This window comes from Vibrio sp. V08_P9A1T1 (assembly GCF_963874405.1).
Taxonomy (GTDB): Bacteria; Pseudomonadota; Gammaproteobacteria; order Enterobacterales; family Vibrionaceae; genus Vibrio; species Vibrio anguillarum.
Genome location: NZ_CAWNIB010000259.1, coordinates 1 through 19979, shown reverse-complemented (window position 1 = coordinate 19979; position 19979 = coordinate 1). Strand labels below are relative to the sequence as shown.

The 19979-nt window shown below is 44.3% G+C and carries 20 protein-coding genes and 2 pseudogenes; 11 read left to right on the top strand and 11 right to left on the bottom strand.

What is annotated here, in order from left to right; genetic code table 11:
• The 6 genes and pseudogenes from AACT21_RS11725 to AACT21_RS11700 form a co-directional block, all read left to right on the top strand.
• Positions 1-739: ABC transporter substrate-binding protein (locus AACT21_RS11725; RefSeq protein ID WP_094164353.1), on the top strand; the 739-nt coding region annotated here is incomplete at its 5' end.
• 109 nt (positions 740-848) lie between these two features.
• Entirely contained in the window at positions 849-2945 is a 2097-nt protein-coding gene (locus AACT21_RS11720) for an ABC transporter permease (RefSeq protein ID WP_026027999.1), read from the top strand.
• Positions 2946-2962: 17 nt separating this feature from the next.
• The gene (gene fbpC / locus AACT21_RS11715; RefSeq protein ID WP_013856872.1) at positions 2963-4018 is read left to right on the top strand and encodes a ferric ABC transporter ATP-binding protein; all 1056 of its coding nucleotides are present in this window, start codon (positions 2963-2965) and stop codon (positions 4016-4018) included.
• Between the two features lie 268 nt (positions 4019-4286).
• Positions 4287-4874, top strand: a complete 588-nt coding sequence (mobA, locus tag AACT21_RS11710; protein ID WP_047689442.1) for a molybdenum cofactor guanylyltransferase MobA — start codon at positions 4287-4289, stop codon at positions 4872-4874.
• Positions 4871-5383 (top strand): annotated as a pseudogene (gene mobB / locus AACT21_RS11705) (molybdopterin-guanine dinucleotide biosynthesis protein B); the annotation flags it as partial. The gene mobA and the pseudogene mobB, both read left to right, overlap by 4 nt.
• 198 nt (positions 5384-5581) lie before the next feature.
• Positions 5582-5857, top strand: coding sequence for a DUF2960 domain-containing protein (locus AACT21_RS11700; protein WP_026027239.1), 276 nt, complete (start codon positions 5582-5584; stop codon positions 5855-5857).
• Positions 5858-5935: 78 nt separating this feature from the next.
• Here AACT21_RS11700 and nagK read toward each other — a convergent pair whose 3' ends face one another.
• Both nagK and AACT21_RS11690 read right to left on the bottom strand, forming a co-directional pair.
• Positions 5936-6847 (bottom strand): N-acetylglucosamine kinase, encoded by a 912-nt coding sequence (nagK, locus tag AACT21_RS11695; RefSeq protein WP_088732431.1) that lies wholly within the window; start codon positions 6845-6847, stop codon positions 5936-5938.
• Positions 6848-7003: 156 nt separating this feature from the next.
• Positions 7004-7735 (bottom strand): annotated as a pseudogene (locus AACT21_RS11690) (tRNA-uridine aminocarboxypropyltransferase).
• 92 nt (positions 7736-7827) lie between these two features.
• Between AACT21_RS11690 and AACT21_RS11685 the strand changes: the two are divergent.
• A complete protein-coding gene (locus tag AACT21_RS11685; RefSeq protein WP_094164352.1) occupies positions 7828-8619 on the top strand; it encodes a sterol desaturase family protein in 792 nt (263 codons plus the stop codon).
• 37 nt (positions 8620-8656) lie between these two features.
• Here AACT21_RS11685 and AACT21_RS11680 read toward each other — a convergent pair whose 3' ends face one another.
• Positions 8657-10732 (bottom strand): methyl-accepting chemotaxis protein, encoded by a 2076-nt coding sequence (locus AACT21_RS11680; protein WP_094164351.1) that lies wholly within the window; start codon positions 10730-10732, stop codon positions 8657-8659.
• A 58-nt stretch (positions 10733-10790) separates the two neighbouring features.
• On the opposite strand from AACT21_RS11680, the gene AACT21_RS11675 reads away from it, so the two are divergent.
• Complete coding sequence (locus tag AACT21_RS11675) at positions 10791-11303, top strand: C40 family peptidase (RefSeq protein WP_017042506.1); 513 nt, start codon at positions 10791-10793, stop codon at positions 11301-11303.
• Positions 11304-11314: 11 nt separating this feature from the next.
• Here AACT21_RS11675 and AACT21_RS11670 read toward each other — a convergent pair whose 3' ends face one another.
• Positions 11315-11656, bottom strand: a complete 342-nt coding sequence (locus tag AACT21_RS11670) for a DUF3802 family protein (protein ID WP_026027237.1) — start codon at positions 11654-11656, stop codon at positions 11315-11317.
• A 404-nt stretch (positions 11657-12060) separates the two neighbouring features.
• Between AACT21_RS11670 and AACT21_RS11665 the strand changes: the two genes are divergently transcribed.
• The 3 genes from AACT21_RS11665 to AACT21_RS11655 all read left to right on the top strand — a co-directional run bounded on the left by AACT21_RS11665 (position 12061) and on the right by AACT21_RS11655 (position 14910).
• Complete coding sequence (locus AACT21_RS11665) at positions 12061-12927, top strand: fructosamine kinase family protein (RefSeq protein ID WP_013856861.1); 867 nt, start codon at positions 12061-12063, stop codon at positions 12925-12927.
• Positions 12928-13084: 157 nt separating this feature from the next.
• Positions 13085-13288 (top strand): CPXCG motif-containing cysteine-rich protein, encoded by a 204-nt coding sequence (locus AACT21_RS11660; protein ID WP_010320526.1) that lies wholly within the window; start codon positions 13085-13087, stop codon positions 13286-13288.
• 251 nt (positions 13289-13539) lie between these two features.
• On the top strand, positions 13540-14910 hold the full coding sequence (locus AACT21_RS11655; protein WP_141195260.1) for an MATE family efflux transporter: 1371 nt from the start codon (positions 13540-13542) through the stop codon (positions 14908-14910).
• 78 nt (positions 14911-14988) lie between these two features.
• Here the strand turns inward: AACT21_RS11655 and AACT21_RS11650 are convergent, their stop codons facing one another.
• The 7 genes from AACT21_RS11650 to AACT21_RS11620 all read right to left on the bottom strand — a co-directional run.
• Complete coding sequence (locus AACT21_RS11650) at positions 14989-15837, bottom strand: DNA ligase (RefSeq protein ID WP_047689512.1); 849 nt, start codon at positions 15835-15837, stop codon at positions 14989-14991.
• 180 nt (positions 15838-16017) lie between these two features.
• Positions 16018-16881 (bottom strand): patatin-like phospholipase family protein, encoded by an 864-nt coding sequence (locus tag AACT21_RS11645; protein ID WP_094164349.1) that lies wholly within the window; start codon positions 16879-16881, stop codon positions 16018-16020.
• Between the two features lie 157 nt (positions 16882-17038).
• Positions 17039-18229: a tetratricopeptide repeat protein gene (locus tag AACT21_RS11640; RefSeq protein WP_094164348.1), complete on the bottom strand. Its 1191-nt coding sequence runs from the start codon at positions 18227-18229 to the stop codon at positions 17039-17041.
• Positions 18226-18846, bottom strand: coding sequence for an energy transducer TonB (locus AACT21_RS11635; RefSeq protein ID WP_094164347.1), 621 nt, complete (start codon positions 18844-18846; stop codon positions 18226-18228). Before AACT21_RS11635 ends, AACT21_RS11640 begins: the two co-directional genes overlap by 4 nt.
• Entirely contained in the window at positions 18846-19250 is a 405-nt protein-coding gene (locus AACT21_RS11630; RefSeq protein WP_013856855.1) for an ExbD/TolR family protein, read from the bottom strand. Before AACT21_RS11630 ends, AACT21_RS11635 begins: the two co-directional genes overlap by 1 nt.
• Positions 19247-19795, bottom strand: a complete 549-nt coding sequence (locus AACT21_RS11625; protein WP_013856854.1) for a MotA/TolQ/ExbB proton channel family protein — start codon at positions 19793-19795, stop codon at positions 19247-19249. Before AACT21_RS11625 ends, AACT21_RS11630 begins: the two co-directional genes overlap by 4 nt.
• The coding region (locus AACT21_RS11620) for a MotA/TolQ/ExbB proton channel family protein (RefSeq protein WP_176430227.1) at positions 19795-19979 on the bottom strand (185 nt) is incomplete at its 5' end. The genes AACT21_RS11620 and AACT21_RS11625, both read right to left, overlap by 1 nt.

Below are 19979 nucleotides of genomic sequence, written 5' to 3'. Positions count from 1 at the left end.
ACACGCTTACCAATCCCCGCAGCTTGAATTCATTATGGATGGATTTAAAGATCCAGCGAAACGCAAAGGGAACTACTCTTCGGCCGTTTATATGGGTATTTTAGGTTTTGGGGTGAACACTCAACGTTTGGCTGAAAAAGGATTACCGATCCCGCGCTGCTGGAATGATTTAACCAAACCTGAATACAAAGGAGAGATTCAAATCTCTGACCCACAAAGTTCAGGAACAGCCTACACCGCATTAGCCACCTTCATTCAACTTTGGGATGAAGATAAAGCCTTTGATTATTTCAAAGCACTCGACAAAAACGTCTCTCAATACACCAAATCAGGTGTTACCCCTTCACGTAACTCAGCGCGTGGTGAAATTGCGATTGGTATTGGTTTTTTGCATGACTACTCACTCGAACAATCGAAAGGAGCACCGCTGGAGCTGATTTCGCCTTGTGAAGGTACAGGTTATGAAATTGGTGGTGTGAGCATTATCAAAGGGTCGCGTAACCTTGATAACGCGAAACGGTTTGTTGACTGGGTCATGTCAAAAGAAGGACAAGAGCTGGCATGGAAAGAAGGTCAATCTTTCCAAATTTTAACTAACACTCAAGCGGAACAATCCCCCAACGCCCTCGACCCTAAAAAGTTAACCTTGATCGATTATGACATGGATACCTATGGGTCCTCTGATGAACGTAAACGATTGATTAATAAGTGGGTTAATGTTGTAAAAATGGGCGAATAGCCAACGCATTCCCTTATCTTAGCCTCGATGGGCAGTGCCTACTGCCCTTTTTATAAAGCCAATACCAGGCTTATCACCGTGTGGCTACAAACAACTTTGGTACAGAAAAATGAATGAATTTACAGCAGGCACTGCACCACATCGGCCGCTAAAAACCTCGCATAGGGACCCAATTTTTTATTGGATCCTGACGTTATTGTGTGCGTTTGTGCTGTTGCCCTCTTTTGCACTTGATTACGGAGTGTTTGATTCAACATCGCAAGAGTTTTATGCCGCTATGGGTTGGAGCCGTGCCAATATTTCTTGGTTATGGTTTGCGCTTCCGGGTGTACTTCTCATTCGCCCTTGCTATGCAGGTAATAAGTACGCCAAACACCGTCACTATTTTGATATCGGTTATTCAGCGGCATGCATGTTTTTCGTGTTGGTCAGCTCTTGGTATACCCAGCAAGGTTTAGGTTATTCAACCATTGCACTATTTATTGCCTTAAGTGCTGTCATGACATTGGCATTGGCTCGTCTTGAGTTTTTGGGCGGTGACAGCTTCGTGATTGGTGCTCTGATCTCGATTATTCTCTTGATCACGATTTTTATTATCTTTCCGAGTATCGCCATCTTTGTACCGATGTTCCAAGATGAAATGGGGAACTTTGTTGCGTGGCAATTCATTGAAATTTTGAGCCGAGCGCAGATCATACAAATTGTTTGGAACTCCGTACTGCTTGGCGTATCTGTGGGTATAGGTGCCACTTTCTTTGGTTTGATCTTTGCTATCTATACCACACGCATTGCCACTCGCTCCGCTTTCATTGCGCGAATTTTTTCTATTCTTCCCATTGTGACTCCCCCTTTTGTCGTTGGGCTTGGGGTGACTTTAATGCTTGGGCGCTCCGGTTATATCACCGAACTCATGGTGGATTGGTTTGGGTTACAACAGACAAACTGGCTGTATGGTTTTACAGGCATTTGGATGGCACAAGTGCTCGCCTTTGCTCCTATGTCATTCATGATTTTAGATGGCGCGATGAAATCCCTACATCCATCACTGGAAGAGGCGTCCTACACACTTCGAGCCAATCGTTATCAAACTTTTTTTAAAATTGTCATGCCATTGCTCAAACCTGCTTTGGCCAACAGTTTCTTAATCATCTTTGTCCAATCACTGGCCGACTTCAGTAACCCGCTTGTACTTGGGGGCAGTTTCGATGTGTTAGCCACTCAGATTTACTTCTACATCGCAGGAGCTCAATTAGATTACGCTTCCGCCAGCACACTTGGGGCCGTCTTGCTGCTATTTTCGTTGGCGATCTTTGTTGTCCAATATCTGTGGATAGGAAAGCGTTCATACGTCACCATTTCCGGCAAATCATATCGTGGCGATGTGCAAGCGCTGCCTACCTTACTTAAACATACGGTTTCGGCACTGCTCTATTTTTGGATGGCATTTAACATCTTGCTTTATGGCAGCATCATCTTCGGCAGCTTCACCGTGAACTGGGGTGTAGATTACAGTTTAACGCTTAAAAACTATATTCATCTGTTTGGCATGGGAATGAGTGAAGGTGCTTGGCCATCACTCATCACGACGATGATTTATGCCGGCGTTGCAGCGCCATTGACCGCCTTCTTTGGTCTGTTGATTGCGTATATCGTTGTCCGTCAGCAATTTTACGGTAAGAAAGTGATTGAGTTTGCAACCATGCTTTGCTTCGCCGTTCCGGGTACCGTGGCGGGGGTATCTTACATTCTTGCATTTAATGATGCGCCTATTTACCTCACCGGTACCGCAGCCATTGTTGTGATTTCCATGGTGATGCGTAACGTGCCAGTAGGTATTCGCGCAGGTATTGCAGGGCTAGGCCAACTTGATAAATCGCTCGATGAAGCGTCACTCAGTTTGCGGGCTAACTCCTTTAAAACCATTACTCATATTCTGTTGCCGTTATTACGACCAGCAATTCTCTCAACACTGATTTACAGCTTTGTTCGAGCAATGACGACCGTCAGCGCCATTATTTTCTTGGTGACACCAGAAACACGGGTGGCAACGTCTTACATTCTGAATCGTGTAGAAGATGGTGAGTATGGCGTTGCGATCGCATATGGCTCGATTTTGATTGTTGTGATGTTGGCTATTATTTTAATTTTTGATTTTATCGTTGGTGAGGCACGTGTTTCTCGTTCTAAAGCCAATAACCAAGAATAACCGTTGGAGATATCACCATGGAAAATGAAAACTTTGTTGTTTTAAAGAATGTCTGCAAGCGTTTTGGCGATAAAACCGTCATTGGTAATTTGGATTTAGAAATCAAAAAAGGCAGCCTTGTAACACTGCTCGGCCCTTCAGGATGTGGAAAAACGACCGTGCTGCGTTTGGTCGCAGGGCTCGAAAAACCAACCAGCGGCCAAATTTTTATTGATGGTGAAGATGTCACGAGCACCTCCATCCAGCAACGTGACATCTGCATGGTGTTTCAATCTTACGCTCTGTTTCCTCACCTTTCTTTACATGACAACGTAGGTTATGGCCTAAGAATGATTGGCTTGAGTAAAGATGAAGTGAAACAGCGAGTGGATGAAGCCTTGAAATTGGTTGATTTAGAAGGCTTTGGGGAACGTTACGTTGACCAAATTTCCGGAGGTCAGCAACAGCGAGTAGCACTCGCTCGCGCGTTGGTGCTTAAGCCTAAGGTATTGCTATTCGATGAGCCGCTCAGTAACTTGGACGCCAATTTAAGACGCAGCATGCGTGAAACTATTCGAGAGTTGCAACAGCGTTTTAATATCACCTCTTTGTATGTGACGCACGATCAGGCGGAGGCCTTTGCCGTTTCTGATACTGTGATTGTGATGAAAGATGGCGACATCATGCAGCAGGGGTCACCAACTCAACTGTATAAGCACCCAACCTCGATGTTCATGGCCAACTTCATGGGCGAAGCCAATATTTTTGAGGGTCAATATGATGGTGAATATTTGATCATCAATGGCTATAAGATCCCCGCTAATGATGACAGTGTCACGGCTTTGCCTGCGGGAAATTATCAAATTGGTGTTCGACCAGAAGCTATTTTGCTCTGCGCGGACGGCGATGCCTGCCAACAGTGTCAAATTACCAGTATTGCTTACATGGGGTCGATGTATGAAGTGTTGGTTAAATGGCACAACAAAGAGCTGTTACTGCAACTCAACTCGTCACAGTTTGACCCCAGTTACGCTGATCACGCTTATCTGACGATCAACCCCGTGGGGTTATTCCTACTACCTGAAGATGCTTAATACTGCCTAGCTTGACCAAACGCCTCCAAACTAATGGAGGCGTTTGTGTCTTAGTGAGAGCAATGAACAACTTAACGAGAGCAATGAAAAAGATCCACCCGCGCAAGTGAGATTGGTTATAATCATCAGCCAGTTAGCACCAAGGCATGAGTTGCGTTATCATCCTTACCTTGGTTTGTCGCCACTAAAAATGGGCGAGTGATGCTCAATCAATGAGTTTAACTTGTCTGTACGGCGCTCTTCTCATCGCACAATTAAGAGACATTTCATGTTACTTCCCACACAAACAAGTTGGGTTATTTTAGCGGGTGGGCAAGCCAGCCGTATGGGTGGACAAGACAAAGGGCTGATTGAACTCAATGGCCAACCTTTGATTCAACATGTCATGAATAAGCTTAAGCCGCAATCTACTAGCCTGACGATTAACGCTAATCGTAACCATGCACAGTATCGTCAGTTTGCGCCTGTCATTTCCGATACCATGGCTGATTATCCCGGTCCACTCGCTGGAATTCAGGCAGGGTTAACCCATGCACAAACCGATTGGGTTGGATTTGTCCCTTGCGATTGCCCGTTGATCAATGACGATCTTGTTGCGCGTTTTTGCCATGCGGTTCAAGACTCGCATGATATTTTAGTCGCCCATGATGGTCACTTCGCTCAACCCGTATTCACCCTTATTCACCAACGTGTGCTGCCAACACTGACTGCATTTTTAGAACGTGGCGAGAGAAAAATCACCCGTCTTTATCAAGAATGCCACACAGATTACGTTGACTTTAGCGACTCGCCAAACTGCTTTTTGAACCTCAACACGCCTCAAGATCTGGCACAATTTGGAACTTTGACATCATGAAATATCAAGCGCCTTCATGCCCTTTGCTTGGTTTTGCGGCCTACTCTGGCACAGGAAAAACAACCCTGCTTGAAGCCTTGTTGCCCAAGTTAAGGGCAGCAGGCCTAACATTAGGCGTACTTAAGCACGCGCACCACGATTTTGATATTGATAAACCAGGTAAAGATAGCCATCGGCTGCGTAAAGCGGGGGCAAGCCAGATGTTAGTTGCATCGCGCTATCGTCATGCCATGATGACTGAGACGCCAGAAGCCGAACCCGATTTCGAATATCTTTTGTCTCGCTTTGATTGCGATAAACTCGACGTAATTTTAGTTGAAGGGTGTAAAAACCTCGCCTTTCCAAAAATTGAATTGCACCGTGCTGAAGTGGGTAAACCTTGGCTATATCCAAATGATGAAAATATCATCGCTATCGCCGCGGATGAAGTTGTGAAAAGTGCTTTACCACAGATGAACATCAATGATCTCGATGCAATCGCGGCGTTTGTGATTGAATATGTACAGCGTTGTAAATGAAATATCCTGCGCTATTTCGGTGGTGAAAGCGTGACAATTATCCCACTTAAAGGCAAAATCTAGCCCATTAGATGTTGGTTAGTCATGTTTAAGCGCTACCAACGCCCCCATTTTCAATCGGTTGATAGTAAGCGATCAGCCTTTGTTTATTTTCCCGAAATTGGGAATGACGATTTTAGAGAGATGATCATGGCTCGCACCATTTTGTACACTTACAAAAATGAAGATAAAACGCTGACTTTTTCTTACGAAAAGCATCACAACATTCAAGAAGCAGTAGCCGAAGCAGAAGGTATTGATATTACTGATTTTTTAAAAATGGAACAGCAGCTGGAAATGATTTCTGACGCAAAAGCGGTACGCAATTACCGCGATAACCACTTTAAAAAGTTAGGTTTTAGCAAGCTAACACTGCAACAAAAAGAAAACGTAGGTGTGGGTAAAAAAGGCGCTAACACCAAATAAACAGAACTTAGGTTAAAGAGTTAACTTTTGACTGATATAAAAAGGGCCCGTTTGATTATAGGCCCTTTTTGTTTGATTTTATGATTTGATATTAAGGAAAGCCGCACCACGTACGCCGCCTGAATCACCATGTTTTGCTTTGATGATCTTCGGACATTTCGCGACAGAAAGCAGGTATTTCGGTACGCGTTTAGGCATCTCTTGGTAGATCAATTCAAAGTTTGATAAACCGCCACCGAGTGCAACAACGTGTGGGTCATTGGCTGTGAAAATGTTGGCAAAACAGATGGCAAGTAGTTCCATAAAGCGCTCAACATGCTCAACGGCTTTCGCTTCACCTGCTTCATTGGCATGAATGATATCAATCGCTTTTTTGTGCTCGCCATAATAGTGCTCGTACAATAGCTCAAAACCGCGGCCAGAGAGATAACTGTCTAAGCATCCTTGTTTGCCACAACCACAGCCGAGCATCGGCGCGTTATCACCAAGATGTAACCATGCATCAAGAGGCAGACGCATATGACCAAACTCCCCTGCGACGTGGTTACGACCAGAGAACACTTTCCCTTCATAGATAAGGCCGCCACCAAAACCTGTGCCGAGAATTAGGCCCATAACCGAAGGCTCATTTTTCAGCTCATCGTCCCATGCTTCAGAAAGCGCAAAGCAGTTTGCATCATTTTCAATCTTCACGCTGCGGCCAATTTTTGCTTCTAAATCAGCACGCAATGGTTTGCCTTTTGCAGCAGGAACGTTGACGGTTAATACCGTAGCATCATCAGCGTCTTCCATACCTGGTAGGCCAAGGCCTATTTTACCTTCCACACCCAATTGCGCGTCATATTTACTCACCAACTGCGCAATGGTTTCAACTAGCAGATTGTAGTCGTTTGTTGGGGTAGGAACGCGCTCCGTTGCTACGCGTTCTAACTTCTCATTAAACGCACCAAACTCAATTTTAGTGCCACCGACATCAAAGCCGTAGTACATGCAATCTCTCCTAAAATTTGCTCATCAATGAGCTAAAAATAAAACTTTGGGCATTATCCACAGAGCTCAGCCTACAATCCGTGACCGAGTACCAATTTATCTGGTCTATAGGTTCGATTGAACAATTACTCATCACCGAATCGATCAACTTTAGAGTCACGTCTCGCTTTGTTGCTGGTCGATGAAACGTTTCAAGACTGGCCTGCTCAAATCATGCTTTAGGCGGGTTTTGCTCAGCAAGTAACTTTCTCGAAACACTTCAAACCATTGGCTTAATAGCAGAGAGGCTTGATGCTCACCCACTTCAGCCAATACCAATGACGCCACTTCAGCCGTTGATAAATGCTGCTCATTATCAGATTTACGCATCATATATTGCGATACGCTTTTAGGTGCGATAGACATCACCGGAAGCGCATCCAAATAAGGTGATTTGCGAAACATTCGTCTTGCCTCGCGCCAGCTTCCATCAAGCAATATCAACAGTGGTTTGCGTTTATCGTGCGCGCTGGGAGGGCTTTGCATTACTCGAGGCTTTTCATCCACATACACTTCGGGAAAAATGACGACTGGTTGATAGGCGGGGTTATTCAACAGTGCTAGCATTTCCGCGTGAGGTTCGGTGCGATTCCACTGATAAACGTAAGTTTCTTTAATCACATCGGCAATTAGTCGACCAGTATTACTGGGTTTAAATACTTCATTTTCAGAAACCAGCAGTAATACTGCGATATCCGTATCCATATCCGGTTGATGGCCGCATAAGCAGTATTACGTGGCGACCTGACAATAGGCGCAACGTTCAACTTTCGCGCCACGAGCTTGAAAAGGTTTGGTCGATAACGCTAAGCGATGTTGGAACAAATGGTTAAATGCGTGGATTCTCATAAATCAGGGCGGCAAGCTGGAAAGTGCTGCCGATTGTACTTACAGTACAAGCAGATTCCTAGCACAAGACCATTGAAGATGAGCCATTAAGTATGAACCTGAACCCTGAATTGATCCGTTTGAGCATATTTTTCGCTGTATTTATGCTTTGTGCGCTGTGGGAATGGTCTTGCCCACGTAAAACACTCACCCAAAGTAAAGCCACTCGCTGGCTGAATAATTTAGGTTTGGTTGGTTTAAATAGCGTGTGCTTATCGCTATTGATGCCAGTGTTAGCCATTGAAGCGGCTTATTGGGCGCAGCAAGACTCGATTGGCCTTTTTAATTGGGTGGATTTACCACAAGTGGCTGAAATTGCGCTGTCAGTTATTATTCTTGATGGCGTGATTTACGCCCAGCATGTGCTTTTTCACTTCTCTCCTTGGTTATGGCGTTTACATCGCATGCACCACGCTGATCAAGATATTGATGTGACCACTGGCTCGCGGTTTCACCCACTTGAGATGATCCTCTCTTTGTGGATCAAAATCACTTGCGTGATCATTTTGGGTGTCAGCCCATTCGCGGTATTGATATTTGAGGTGGTGCTCAATGCGAGCGCGATGTTTAACCACAGTAACGCAAAATTACCGTTGAAAATGGACCGTTGGCTTCGCTGGTTGGTGGTGACACCTGACATGCATCGGGTGCATCATTCTGTCATTGTGCGAGAAACTCACTCCAATTTTGGTTTTTTCTTGTCATGTTGGGATCGGCTATTTCGTACTTATCGTGCGCAGCCAGAATTGGGCCATAAGCAGGTCATTATCGGCCTACCACTCTTTCGAGAGAAGCGTGAGCAGTGGTTGGATAAAATGCTTACCCAACCATTTAGAAAAAAGTGACAACGTCATGAAAATACAGGAATTCGCACTGGATAAGCTAGTTGAGCGTATATTTATGCAACATAGCCTGCTGTTCACCCGCAACTTCAGCCACCTGCTCTGAACTTTCGACCATGGCTTCAAGCTGTAATTTGGTTTGCTCACCTTGCGATGAAACTTGGCTGATAGATTGGCTTACATCGGCCGTCGCTCGCTCTTGCTCTTCTGTTGCAACGCTTATCTGCTCAACTCGAGCACGAATCTGTTCCACTGCTTTTTCTATCTGCTCAAATGTTGTTTTGACTTCTTGACTCGATTGCAGCGCATTACTCATCTCTTGACGCGAATCCGATACCGCTTGACGAGAGCGCTGCGTTGCATTGGTGAGTTCATTCATCATGTCCCGGATATTGGTGGTTTGCTGTGATGTATCGCTGGCTAATTTGCGTACTTCATCGGCTACAACCGCAAAACCGCGCCCTTGTTCGCCAGCTCTTGCCGCTTCAATCGCGGCGTTCAACGCCAGTAAGTTGGTACTGTCAGCAATACCGCTGATCATATCCACCATCTCGCGAATTTTCTTCACGCGCTGGTCAAGCTCGTGCATTGCTTCATCGTTTAAATGCAGTGTATTTTCAAGAGATTCCAAGCGAACACGGTTTTGTTCCACTACTTTCACCCCTTGCGTAGAAAACTGGCTGGCAGCCACTGATTCTTCATAAGATTCACTGGTCACAAGCGCGATATTCCGAATCGCCGATTCCAACTCACTCACGGTGGAAACCATGTTAACCAACGAATCATTTTGTGCGGCTAAACTGCGGTTGGATTTATCGGCTGCATCGTGACTGGTTTCGGCATTTTGGTAGAGCATTTCACAATTGCGCGTTACGGTAGAAATTGAATATTTTGTTGATTCAATAACTTGGTTTAGTTGTAGAGCAACTTCTTTAAATTCACTCGGGCCAATCAAGCGAGCGGGTTGAGAAAAATCGTGTTGAGTTAATAATGCAAGCTTGGCCAATAAGTTATTCAGCCCCAGCTTTAGCCAGTGGCGTAACCCTAGCCATGCAAGTAAAACCAAAGCGACCAGAATAATGCCGCCAGTATATTGTACTTGCTTAACCATTAGCATTGCGTCATGAACCACGTTCTCACTATGTTTGATCAACTCACTTGCGGTGGCAGAAATCGTATTTAGCAGTGCTACCGTGTCTTTGGCTAGCTGCGCAGCTTGTGCCATTTCTTGTCGCTGCTGCTGTGCTTGCTCAATTTTATTTAAGATCAGTGCTAAAATGCCATGCTCAACAAAACCCGCTTTAACCATTTCATAAGGTGCCGTCAGGCTTGCAAACTCCATAACATCAGGATGCCACTCTTTGAAATCATCAAAGGCTAGCTCAATTCCCGCCATGCGATTACGGATTTCTTTAAATTGCACTTTGGCCTGTTCAGGATCGTTTTGCATCATTAACAGTAAGAAGGTACTTTCCATCGAACTTGCACTGGCAATAAAGCGGTTAGCCGCATCCATCGATTCCGGGTTATCTAATGCGAGAAATGAACTGATCCGGTTCATCTCCGGTCCAATGGAGCTTAATCCGTAACGAAACGCGGTGGCGGCGTTATCGATAGCATTCTGCTGTTCAAGCAAAGAGGCCTGCGTTGATAAAATAGAATAGGTGAGCTGCTGAAATGCCGCACTTTTGCTGCGTAACGACACTTGATGATCTTGAGTAATCGCGTTACCGATACGAGTAGCGATGGAGAAAAGCTGGTCAGTAAGTTGGTCCGTCTGCTGGTTTAACTGGCTTAATTGCTGGTTTACCGCTTCTAATTCTGCCGATTCCGTTGTGCGAATGCCATCGCCGAGAGATTGTACTTGTTCTAATATATTTTGCGTCAACCTTGCATTATTTAATGCCAAAGGTAGTGTTTGTTCAGACAATCCAGAAAACTGTAGCCCTACCTTATCGATGCTTTTTAAACTGGTGATGGATAAAAGGACCACCAGTAACGTCATCGTGATGAAAATGGCACTGATGGTTTGAATCAACGACAGTGAATGTCGATTATTTATTGAGGAATTCATGATAAATGCAACTAAGTGATTAGAGAATGTGTTAAGGCTCAACCATAGTAGGAATGCAATATTTCAAAAATGTTTCAGTTACATTTCATTGGGATGATAAATGATTAAAAGTCCAATACTCTTCGCATTATCAATAACTAGTGTGCTAACGGGTTGCGTAGGATCGCCTATTTCGTCCAATTCTGGCCCTACTTATGTTACTCAAGAAGAGATTCTGTCAATTGTCCAAGATAAAGACGATGGATTAGGCACGGTTTTTCAGCGCTGGCAAGGAGTGCCGTACCGATTAGGTGGTGAAACGTTGAATGGAGTCGACTGCTCAGCATTTGTGCAAATAGCGTTTAAAGATGTATGGCAGATCCCTCTACCACGAACTACACGCTCACAGAGTCAAACGGGTTTTGAGGTAAATTATCAAAATGCGCAGCGCGGGGATTTGGTCTTTTTTAGAACATCAAGGACGAGCAATCATGTTGGAGTCTATCTAGGAGACAAAAAATTTATGCACGCCTCTACGTCTAAAGGTGTGATGATCTCAAGAATCGATAACCCCTATTGGGCTTCTAAATTCTGGCAATTTAGGCGGATTATAAGCCCGCCTAACTCTGATTAGTCATACTTCAATTAGTCGTACTTCGCAACGGCAGTATCGAACAGATTCTTCACTAAGGCGATGTATTCATCAAGAAAAAGGATCTGTTCGTTGGTCGCAGGTTTACTCCAAACACCCGCCAATACTTCACCAAGATCTTCCACTACAGAATCGGCTTCTTTGAGCAACTGGAATCGAACACTGGAATGTAGCTCAGGGTTTTGTTCAAAAATAGCCATGATGTTGCTTGAAACCATGTCGGTCACAACATCTTCTACACTTTCAGCGCCAATATCTCCGCCTGATGTGAACACATCCATATTAAAAGAGAGATGCTCTATCAGAGCCAAATAACCATCGGTTTCTACAACCACTTTAATTCTCCGCTTTACCGCTAAATTGCTAGTAATCACTGTACCTTCAATAATACTAAGCCATGTCAGCCCATTTTCACAGATTTGATAGTTTAGACGTTCAAATTTCCCGCGATTTCTTGATAAGCATCTATTTCACGAGCATTTATTTTCCCCAAAGTAGGATACGCCATCCTATAAATTGGGTTACTAGCACCTAAGCAAGATCAACTTATGGAAAATATAGCGTTATTTTTAATACTATTTCTGTATTCGCATCTGCAAATTCTTGCACTTAATCACATTTATGAGCATTGGTGCTCCCTCAAAAGGAAAGTGGCTAAATTATGTGTCACGCACTTCTGAAATATTCGTAACCATGACCTAAACTACGAATTATTAAGTAAATCAAGGCAGAGGTCGTTATGTGGCAAACTCTCATTCAGCAGTTATCCGATACGCTCATGTTTGAATTTAACCCTGTTGAAAAAGAAAAAGTCAGCGGTGGTGACATTAGTGATTGCTACATGATCAGCGATGGCGAGCAACGCTATTTTGTTAAAGTAAACACACGAGACTTCTTAGCTAAGTTTGAGATTGAGGGTGAAAACCTACGTTCGCTTCGTGAAACGTCAACAGTACAGGTTCCCGAGCTAGTGATGATTGGAACCAGTAAAAATCATGCTTTCATTGTTCTAAACTATCTACCAACCAAACCCCTAGATAACGCGACGAACAGCTATGAGTTCGGTGTACAACTGGCCAAACTGCATCAATGGGGAGAACAAAAAGAGTATGGGTTTGATGCAGACAATTATATTGGTTCCACTTTGCAGCCAAATCCGTGGGACAAAAAATGGGGTCGTTTTTTTGCGGAACAACGTATCGGCTGGCAATTGCAATTGTTACGTGAAAAAGGGATTGAACTGTTCAATATCGGCGAGTTGGTCGACGTTGTCCAATCTCGCTTAGCTAACCATAGCCCTCGCCCATCTCTGCTGCATGGAGATTTGTGGCATGGGAATGTGGCAAACTCGGTATTTGGTCCAATTTGCTACGATCCTGCTTGTTATTGGGGTGATCGTGAATGCGATATCGCAATGACAGAGTTATTTGAAGGTTTTCAACCTGAGTTTTACCAAGGCTATGAGAGTATCTTACCTTTGAGTTTGGACTATGTGGAACGTAAGAATATTTATAACCTCTATCATGTCCTCAATCACTACAATCAATTTGGTGGCCACTATCTGGTCGAAGCGGAAAGTTTGATCAAGAAAATCCTCTCCTTTTAACGGTGTAAACAACCGAGCTGTATAGACAACAAATGAGCCTTAATAAATGGCTCTTTTGTTGTTTTATGGGCCAATTCAAAGTTTGAACTTAATTTGCCGCTTAAAGGAACTTAGCGACTTAGTATTAAGGTATCTCCAAGGATGTAAGGAAAGAGATATGAAAAATTATACGGAAAGAATGGTCAACTGCCCTCACTGCGGTCATTCCATTAGGATCACCCTAGATGCATCAAATGGTAGCCAAGAGTTTTATGACGATTGCCCCGCCTGTTGCCATGCGATTCATCTCAATATGATGGTTGATGAACGTTTAGACAAAATAGAGTTGTTTGTTGATGCCGATGATGAACAAATCTTTTAAAAGTGAGCGCTTGGCAAGCGCTCTTCTTAATGGTTACGTGCAACACGCCAAGCCCCCCTATCTAGCCTAATCAAGCTTTGTCTGAAATAGATTTCACCACATACAGCGCGACGAACAACCTTCCCAATAAACATTAGGTAATTTCATCAGTTTTTCATGGAGCTTAGTGTGACATTTCTTTATCATCCATGCCTACGCGATAAGTTGATTATTGGTCGCGATTTTTGCTTGTCCTTCCTCTGGAGATATTTGTGCATCGTTATAAACAAGAAGCTTCAAATTTAATCAAATTGGCAACACCTGTGTTGATTGCCTCTATTGCTCAAACTGGAATGGGCTTTGTAGATACCGTCATGGCAGGTGGTGTGAGTGCGATTGATATGGCTGCGGTATCGATCGCGGCGAGTATTTGGCTACCTTCGATTCTGTTTGGTGTTGGGTTGTTAATGGCGTTGGTTCCTGTTGTAGCGCAACTCAACGGATCAGGGCGGCAAAAGAAGATTCCTTTTGAAATCCAACAAGGCGCAGCGCTAGCGTTGTTTGTCTCTATCCCCATTATTGGTGTTCTTTTTCAAACTCAATGGATTTTGGGGTGGATGGATATTGAGCCGTTGATGGCTGAAAAAACTAACGGGTACATGTACGCCGTGATGTTTGCCGTACCTTCTTATTTACTATTTCAAGCATTGCGCAGTTTCACGGATGGTATCTCACTGACGAAACCCGCTATGGTGATTGGTTTCGCGGGCTTATTAGTTAACATTCCACTTAACTGGATTTTCGTATACGGAAAATTTGGCGCACCAGAGCTAGGCGGTGTAGGTTGTGGTGTGGCGACGGCAATTGTCTATTGGTTGATGTTTTTTATGCTGCTGTTTTATGTCGTCACTTCTAAACGCATGGCGCACATTAATATCTTTGGTGAATTCCATAAACCACAATTGAAAGCGCAAATTCGCTTATTCAAGCTTGGTTTTCCTGTGGCGGCAGCGATATTTTTTGAAGTTACTCTATTTGCTGTGGTCGCATTGTTGGTCGCTCCACTCGGTTCATTGGTGGTGGCGGCTCACCAAGTCGCTTTGAATTTCTCATCATTAATTTTTATGTTACCGATGAGTATCGGCGCGGCAGTGAGCATCCGTGTTGGCCATAAGCTGGGCGAGAAAAATATTGAAGGGGCAACCATCGCTTCGCAGGTTGGCTTGTTAGTCGGTTTATCTACTGCAATTATCACGGCGACGTTAACGGTTCTATTTCGTGAATATGTGGCTTTGCTTTATACGGAAAACCAAGCCGTTGTAGCCATGGCAATGCAGTTGCTTGTTTTTGCGGCTATTTATCAATGTATGGATGCGATTCAAGTCGTTGCAGCAGGAGCGCTACGTGGTTATAAAGACATGACGGCTATTTTTAATCGTACCTTTATCGCTTATTGGATGATTGGCTTGCCAACCGGCTATGTATTAGCAATGACAGATTTCATTGTCGAACCTATGGGTGCCAGTGGGTTCTGGATAGGATTTATCGTTGGCTTATCTTCTGCTGCTTTAATGCTGGGTATCCGCTTACACTGGATGCATCAACAAGCCGATAGCGTGCAACTCGATTTTGCATCGAAATAACAGCTTGATTCTCTGAATTTCAACGTGGCGAAAAGGCGTTGCGATGAAATAATAAGGTCAGACATTGTCTGGCCTTATTTATATTGCTGGCCTTTCTCTCATAAAACGTGCAAATCTTGGTTTCCCTTCTGCAGTGAGATCATTAAAACGAAAAGTAATAATGGATCCGATCTTTGGCGGATTATTTCTGATCTCATCAGAAAAACCGCTGCCGATATAGAACTCAACACCGTTTTCTAAGCGCACTAGCACTGATCCCATCATACCTTGATACTTGCCAGAACCCAGTTTATAACCAATGACCGTAGCTTCAGCATCTTGGTGTTTTTTAAGCTTAAGTAAATCGTTACTGCGGCCGGCTTGGTAATGGGCATTAATTTTTCGCAGCATCACCCCTTCACCCTGCCCATCACTTACGTTGTCTAAATACCCAAGCAGCTCTTTTTCTGAGTGAATTGGTGAATGTTCAATATAGGTAATGTGCGGAGCATTCATGAGTGAGGATAAGTGGATGAGATTGCGGTATCGCTTTTGGTAGTCACCGATCGCTTCGGGCATATCAAACAGCATAAAGCGGATGCTTTGCCACGCTTCATCGGTTGGTATGGTATCCAATACCGTTTGTTGAACGTGATGAAACTGACCTCGTCCAGCCCAGAGCTCTCCTTCTAATGCCTTATTAGGTAATGGTGCAGTAAACCAAGCAGGCGCATTGATCTTATTACCATTACGCGTATGAAGATATTGTCCATTCCAGATGGCGCGAATTCCATCCAGTTTTTCACTTTTCCAGTACTCAGCAACATCAATGCCATGTTGGTAACTATTGGCTGCTGTGACCGGAATAAACATCTGAAAGTTTTCCGTTGCAGTGACAGGAATTGTGTTCAATAAAGCGATGGAGAGTAGCGATAGTTTCAGTTGCATGCCATCAGGCTCGATCAATCAAAATGTGGTACATACTTAGCACGTGCCACTCATATGAAAACCATAAACAAGATAAATTGCGATGAAATTCATACTCAATCATCTCTAAAAAACAGCTTATTACATAGACAGTTACGACATGTAGATAGTGTTTTATCAGCCTTTTAAACCTAAGCGTTTTTAGGCTGCACGTGTGTATTCAAGCCGCTCCAAATGATTTTGCCCGGCTTTTAAGCCCATGTCATAGCCTATGTTGAGCAACGGTAACTTCATCGTCAATCTCTTAACGGGAAACCCTTCAGGTGGCGCGATTACTCGAATGATGGCATCAGAAGGTGGATTGCGAATAAATTCAAGTGATTGGTTGTAATGTTTCGCACGAAATAGCATTGATTTAGCCATATTTGGATGGCGTGAAAAAAGTTTTTTCATCATCCACTTACTTTTAGGGGGCGACATGATATAGCTAAGTGGATGTGATAAAACAACCGTAATATCTCGTGCTCCACGGCGATACGCTTCTTTAACCGGGATCGAGTCAGCAACCCCTCCATCAGTGTAGCAACCACCATGGAAACAAGGCGTGTGCTTATAAACTATCGGTAGAGCGGATGTGGCTTCAATGGCCGTGCTCAAGTTTTCTTGAGTCACTCGATAATAATCGGCTTTACCCGTTTCGATATTGGTTGCAACGGCAAAGAAAGGGACTGAGTTAAACAGTTTGTCTTCATCAATCGGATAACGTCGGTTGGACTCATCGATTAGCCAACGCACATCGACGAGATTTCCCCCCTTAATAAAGCGAATTGGGTTAAAAAAAAGACGGTTGGTGGCAAGCTGAGTTACAACGAGATAACTGCGTCTCGGTTGCTTCGCAAGGTAGCCGATTAAGTTTGAAGCTCCAGCTGAAACACCTAATACAAAATCAAATGGGTTATGCTGATGTTGTAAAAAACTATCCAAGACTCCACTGGCAAAAATGCCGCGCATCGCACCACCTTCAACCACTAACGCTTTCATCATGATTCTCTCTCTGTACTTCATCGTTAAACGTTATGGTACGGAAAAAATCAGAAAGACAATAATAGGTTCTCTTTATCACTAAGATAGGCAAAACCGAACCAATGTCAGTCTTGATAATGACGGTTCAAAAATCGTAAAAGGTCAGACGCCTCATCATCGGGCAGATGAGGCGCTATGATCAGATATTAGCAGTTTGCGCTTGCTGAACTTTTTGTAAACGAGAAAGGAATTTGATCCATCCTTTGGCATGGCTTGATGGATTTAGGTTTTCAGCTTGCTTGGCTTGGTATAGAGCATTATCGAGTTGATTGAGTTTGTACAGTGCATGAACTCGCGCTAACGCGACATCGGCTTTTTTCTCGCGCGTGGTGACTTTATCCAACGCCTGTAACGCTTCTTTAAATTGCCCTTGCTGGTTGTACAGCAGCGCCACTTGCCAATAATATTGCTCATCCTGTTCAGCTGCTTTTGTCCACGTTCTTATCGCGGCTTGCCACTCTTTGGCTTGCTGCCAGTAAGTGGCTTGCTCTTTCAGTAAAGTTAAGTCTTGATCAGCATCAGATTCAGATAATGTTTGCAGAACTTGCGCCGCACGTTCTGGAATGCCATTTTGCGCATACAACTGCGCGAGCAAGTGTTTATCCTTATCGGTTAATTCCACACCTTGTAATTTGGCTAACGCTAGACTGTTTAATGCTTGACGACGCTGATCTAAACGCAGATGTAAACCGACTAACTGTCGCCACCAACTGGCTTGGTCAGGCTCCAGCATGATCAGTTTTTCTAAAGTTGGAATGGCCGCCTTCCACTGCTCTAGCTGAAGCTGCGCACCTAATTTAAGTGATAATGGATTTTTAGTATTGAGTGGCGTCACGGTTTGGTATTTATCCAACGCATGCAGCACTTTTTTCCATTGTGCAATTTGGTAGTGGGTCTGTGCGATACGCAACCACAGATCGTCTACTTTTTGTGAAGGCGGAACGGATTTCAATAATTGGTAGTAGTGCGGTAACGCCTTTTCAAATTGTTGTTCATTGACATACAGATCAGCCAGCATACGTTCGGTGGTCCATGCCTGCCCATCTTGCAGCTCTCCACTCTCTACAGCGTACTTGATCTGTTTGATAGCCGCTTTGGGCTGACCACTTTGCCAATAAAACACACCAAGCATCCGGGCGACAAATGCTTTATCGTAAAGACGTGACGTTTCAACACTGCTCAGTACCTCAATGGCTTGAGTGAGGTTCTCTTCTAATGCAAATTGCTGTGCTTTTTGCACTTTCAGGACTGTTGTCGCACTTAATTCGCTCGCATTTAAAGAGAGCGAGCCGATAACAAGTGATAAGCCAATCAATATACGTTTCATCATTTGGCAATTTTAAACTCCACAGTCACGGTTTGTCCCGGCTGCTCAATGGCTTTACCGTCGACAATCTGAGGTTGATACTTCCATTTTTTCAGCGCTTGCATCGCTTCACGCTCAAACATACGTTTAGGATTGGCATCGACGACATTGATATCGACGGCTTTTCCTGTTGTATCAATGGTAAAGCTTAATGTAACGAAACCTTCTACGCCTCGCTTTAGAGCTCGGCTTGGATAAACCGGCTCGACACGATATAACGGCATTGCTTGCTGGTTTGAGCCAAAATCACCAAAGGTTGGTGCGTTAATCGCCACCCCATTAAGCGCGGTATCCAAACCCAAAGCTGGTAAACTAGTGAGTGATGTAGCGGCCGTAGCAGTAGTTTGTGACTGTGTCACTTGTGCTTGCGGTGGCGGCTCAGGCAACTTTAAAGGTTCCGGAACGCTACGTTGGCGACGCTGTAAATCGTGTTCTTGTTCCATCATCACCATGTTAAATCGCAGTGCTTGAGTTGGTTTTACAGCGCGTTGGTTACCGTTATCCACCATCCACGCCATAAAACTGAACAGCGCCAGCGAAATTGCTCCTGCAATTGGCAAAGCAAGCAGTAAACGTCCCATTAACGCTTCTCCGCCGCCAATGCGATATTTTTCACTCCGGCCCCTTTGGCCGCATCCATCACTTTAACAACCGTACCGTTATAAGCATGTTCATCCGCTTGAATCACTAACGCCGCATCTGGTTGTTCGAGTAGCAGATGTTCTAGGGTGGCCTCTACACGTTCAACATCAATCAAGCGTTTGTCGATGTAAATATCATTGGATGCATTGATAGCGACAAAAATACCCGCATCTTTCTGACTCACCGCGTGAGAAGCTTGAGGACGGTTAACCTCAACACCTGATTCACGAACAAATGAGCTGGTGACAATGAAAAAAATCAGCATGATAAAGACGATGTCGAGCATCGATGTTAAGTCTATCTGCGCCTCATCATTTCTTGGTTGGCGTCTGCCTAATCTCATCGCAAACTCCTTAACGATTTTTCTAATTTTAATTCAAGTAGATGACACTTTTTTGCAAGACGAGCATGCACAAACATGCCCGCAAGGGCCGCGACCATTCCGGCCATTGTCGGTAATGTGGCCAATGAAATGCCAGATGCCATCAATTTAGGATCGCTACTGCCTTGATTTGCCATCACATCAAACACAGAGATCATTCCGGTGACTGTGCCGAGCAGCCCTAACATTGGGCAAAGTGTGACGAGCAGTTTGATCATGTTAAGGTTGTGGCGCAGCATCTGCTGTGCTTCACCAAGCCAACCCTCGCGAATCGCATGGGCATACCATGAATGGTGTTCCGCGCGTTGATGCCATTGCTCTAACCACCCTTTTCGATATTTAGGAAAGCTCAATACCACAAACAGTACGCGTTCGATGATCAACAACCAATAAAGCGCCACCACCCCAGCTAGCCACCATAAGACGATACCCCCTTGCTGCATAAACTGCTGTAAGGTTGTTAGCCAGTCATTGCTGAGCAGTGCGCTTGGCAATACGCTGTTCATTACGCCGCATTCCTCATTGAAGCTTGGCATTCTTGCTCTGCTTGCGCAGCAACGAGGCCAATCCCCTGTTTTTCTAAAATAGAGCGAATATTTTCCGCTTGAGAGCTTAAGATATTATGAGCTAATAATAGTGGAATCGCAGAGACTAAACCCAGCACGGTAGTCACCAAGGCCATTGAAATAC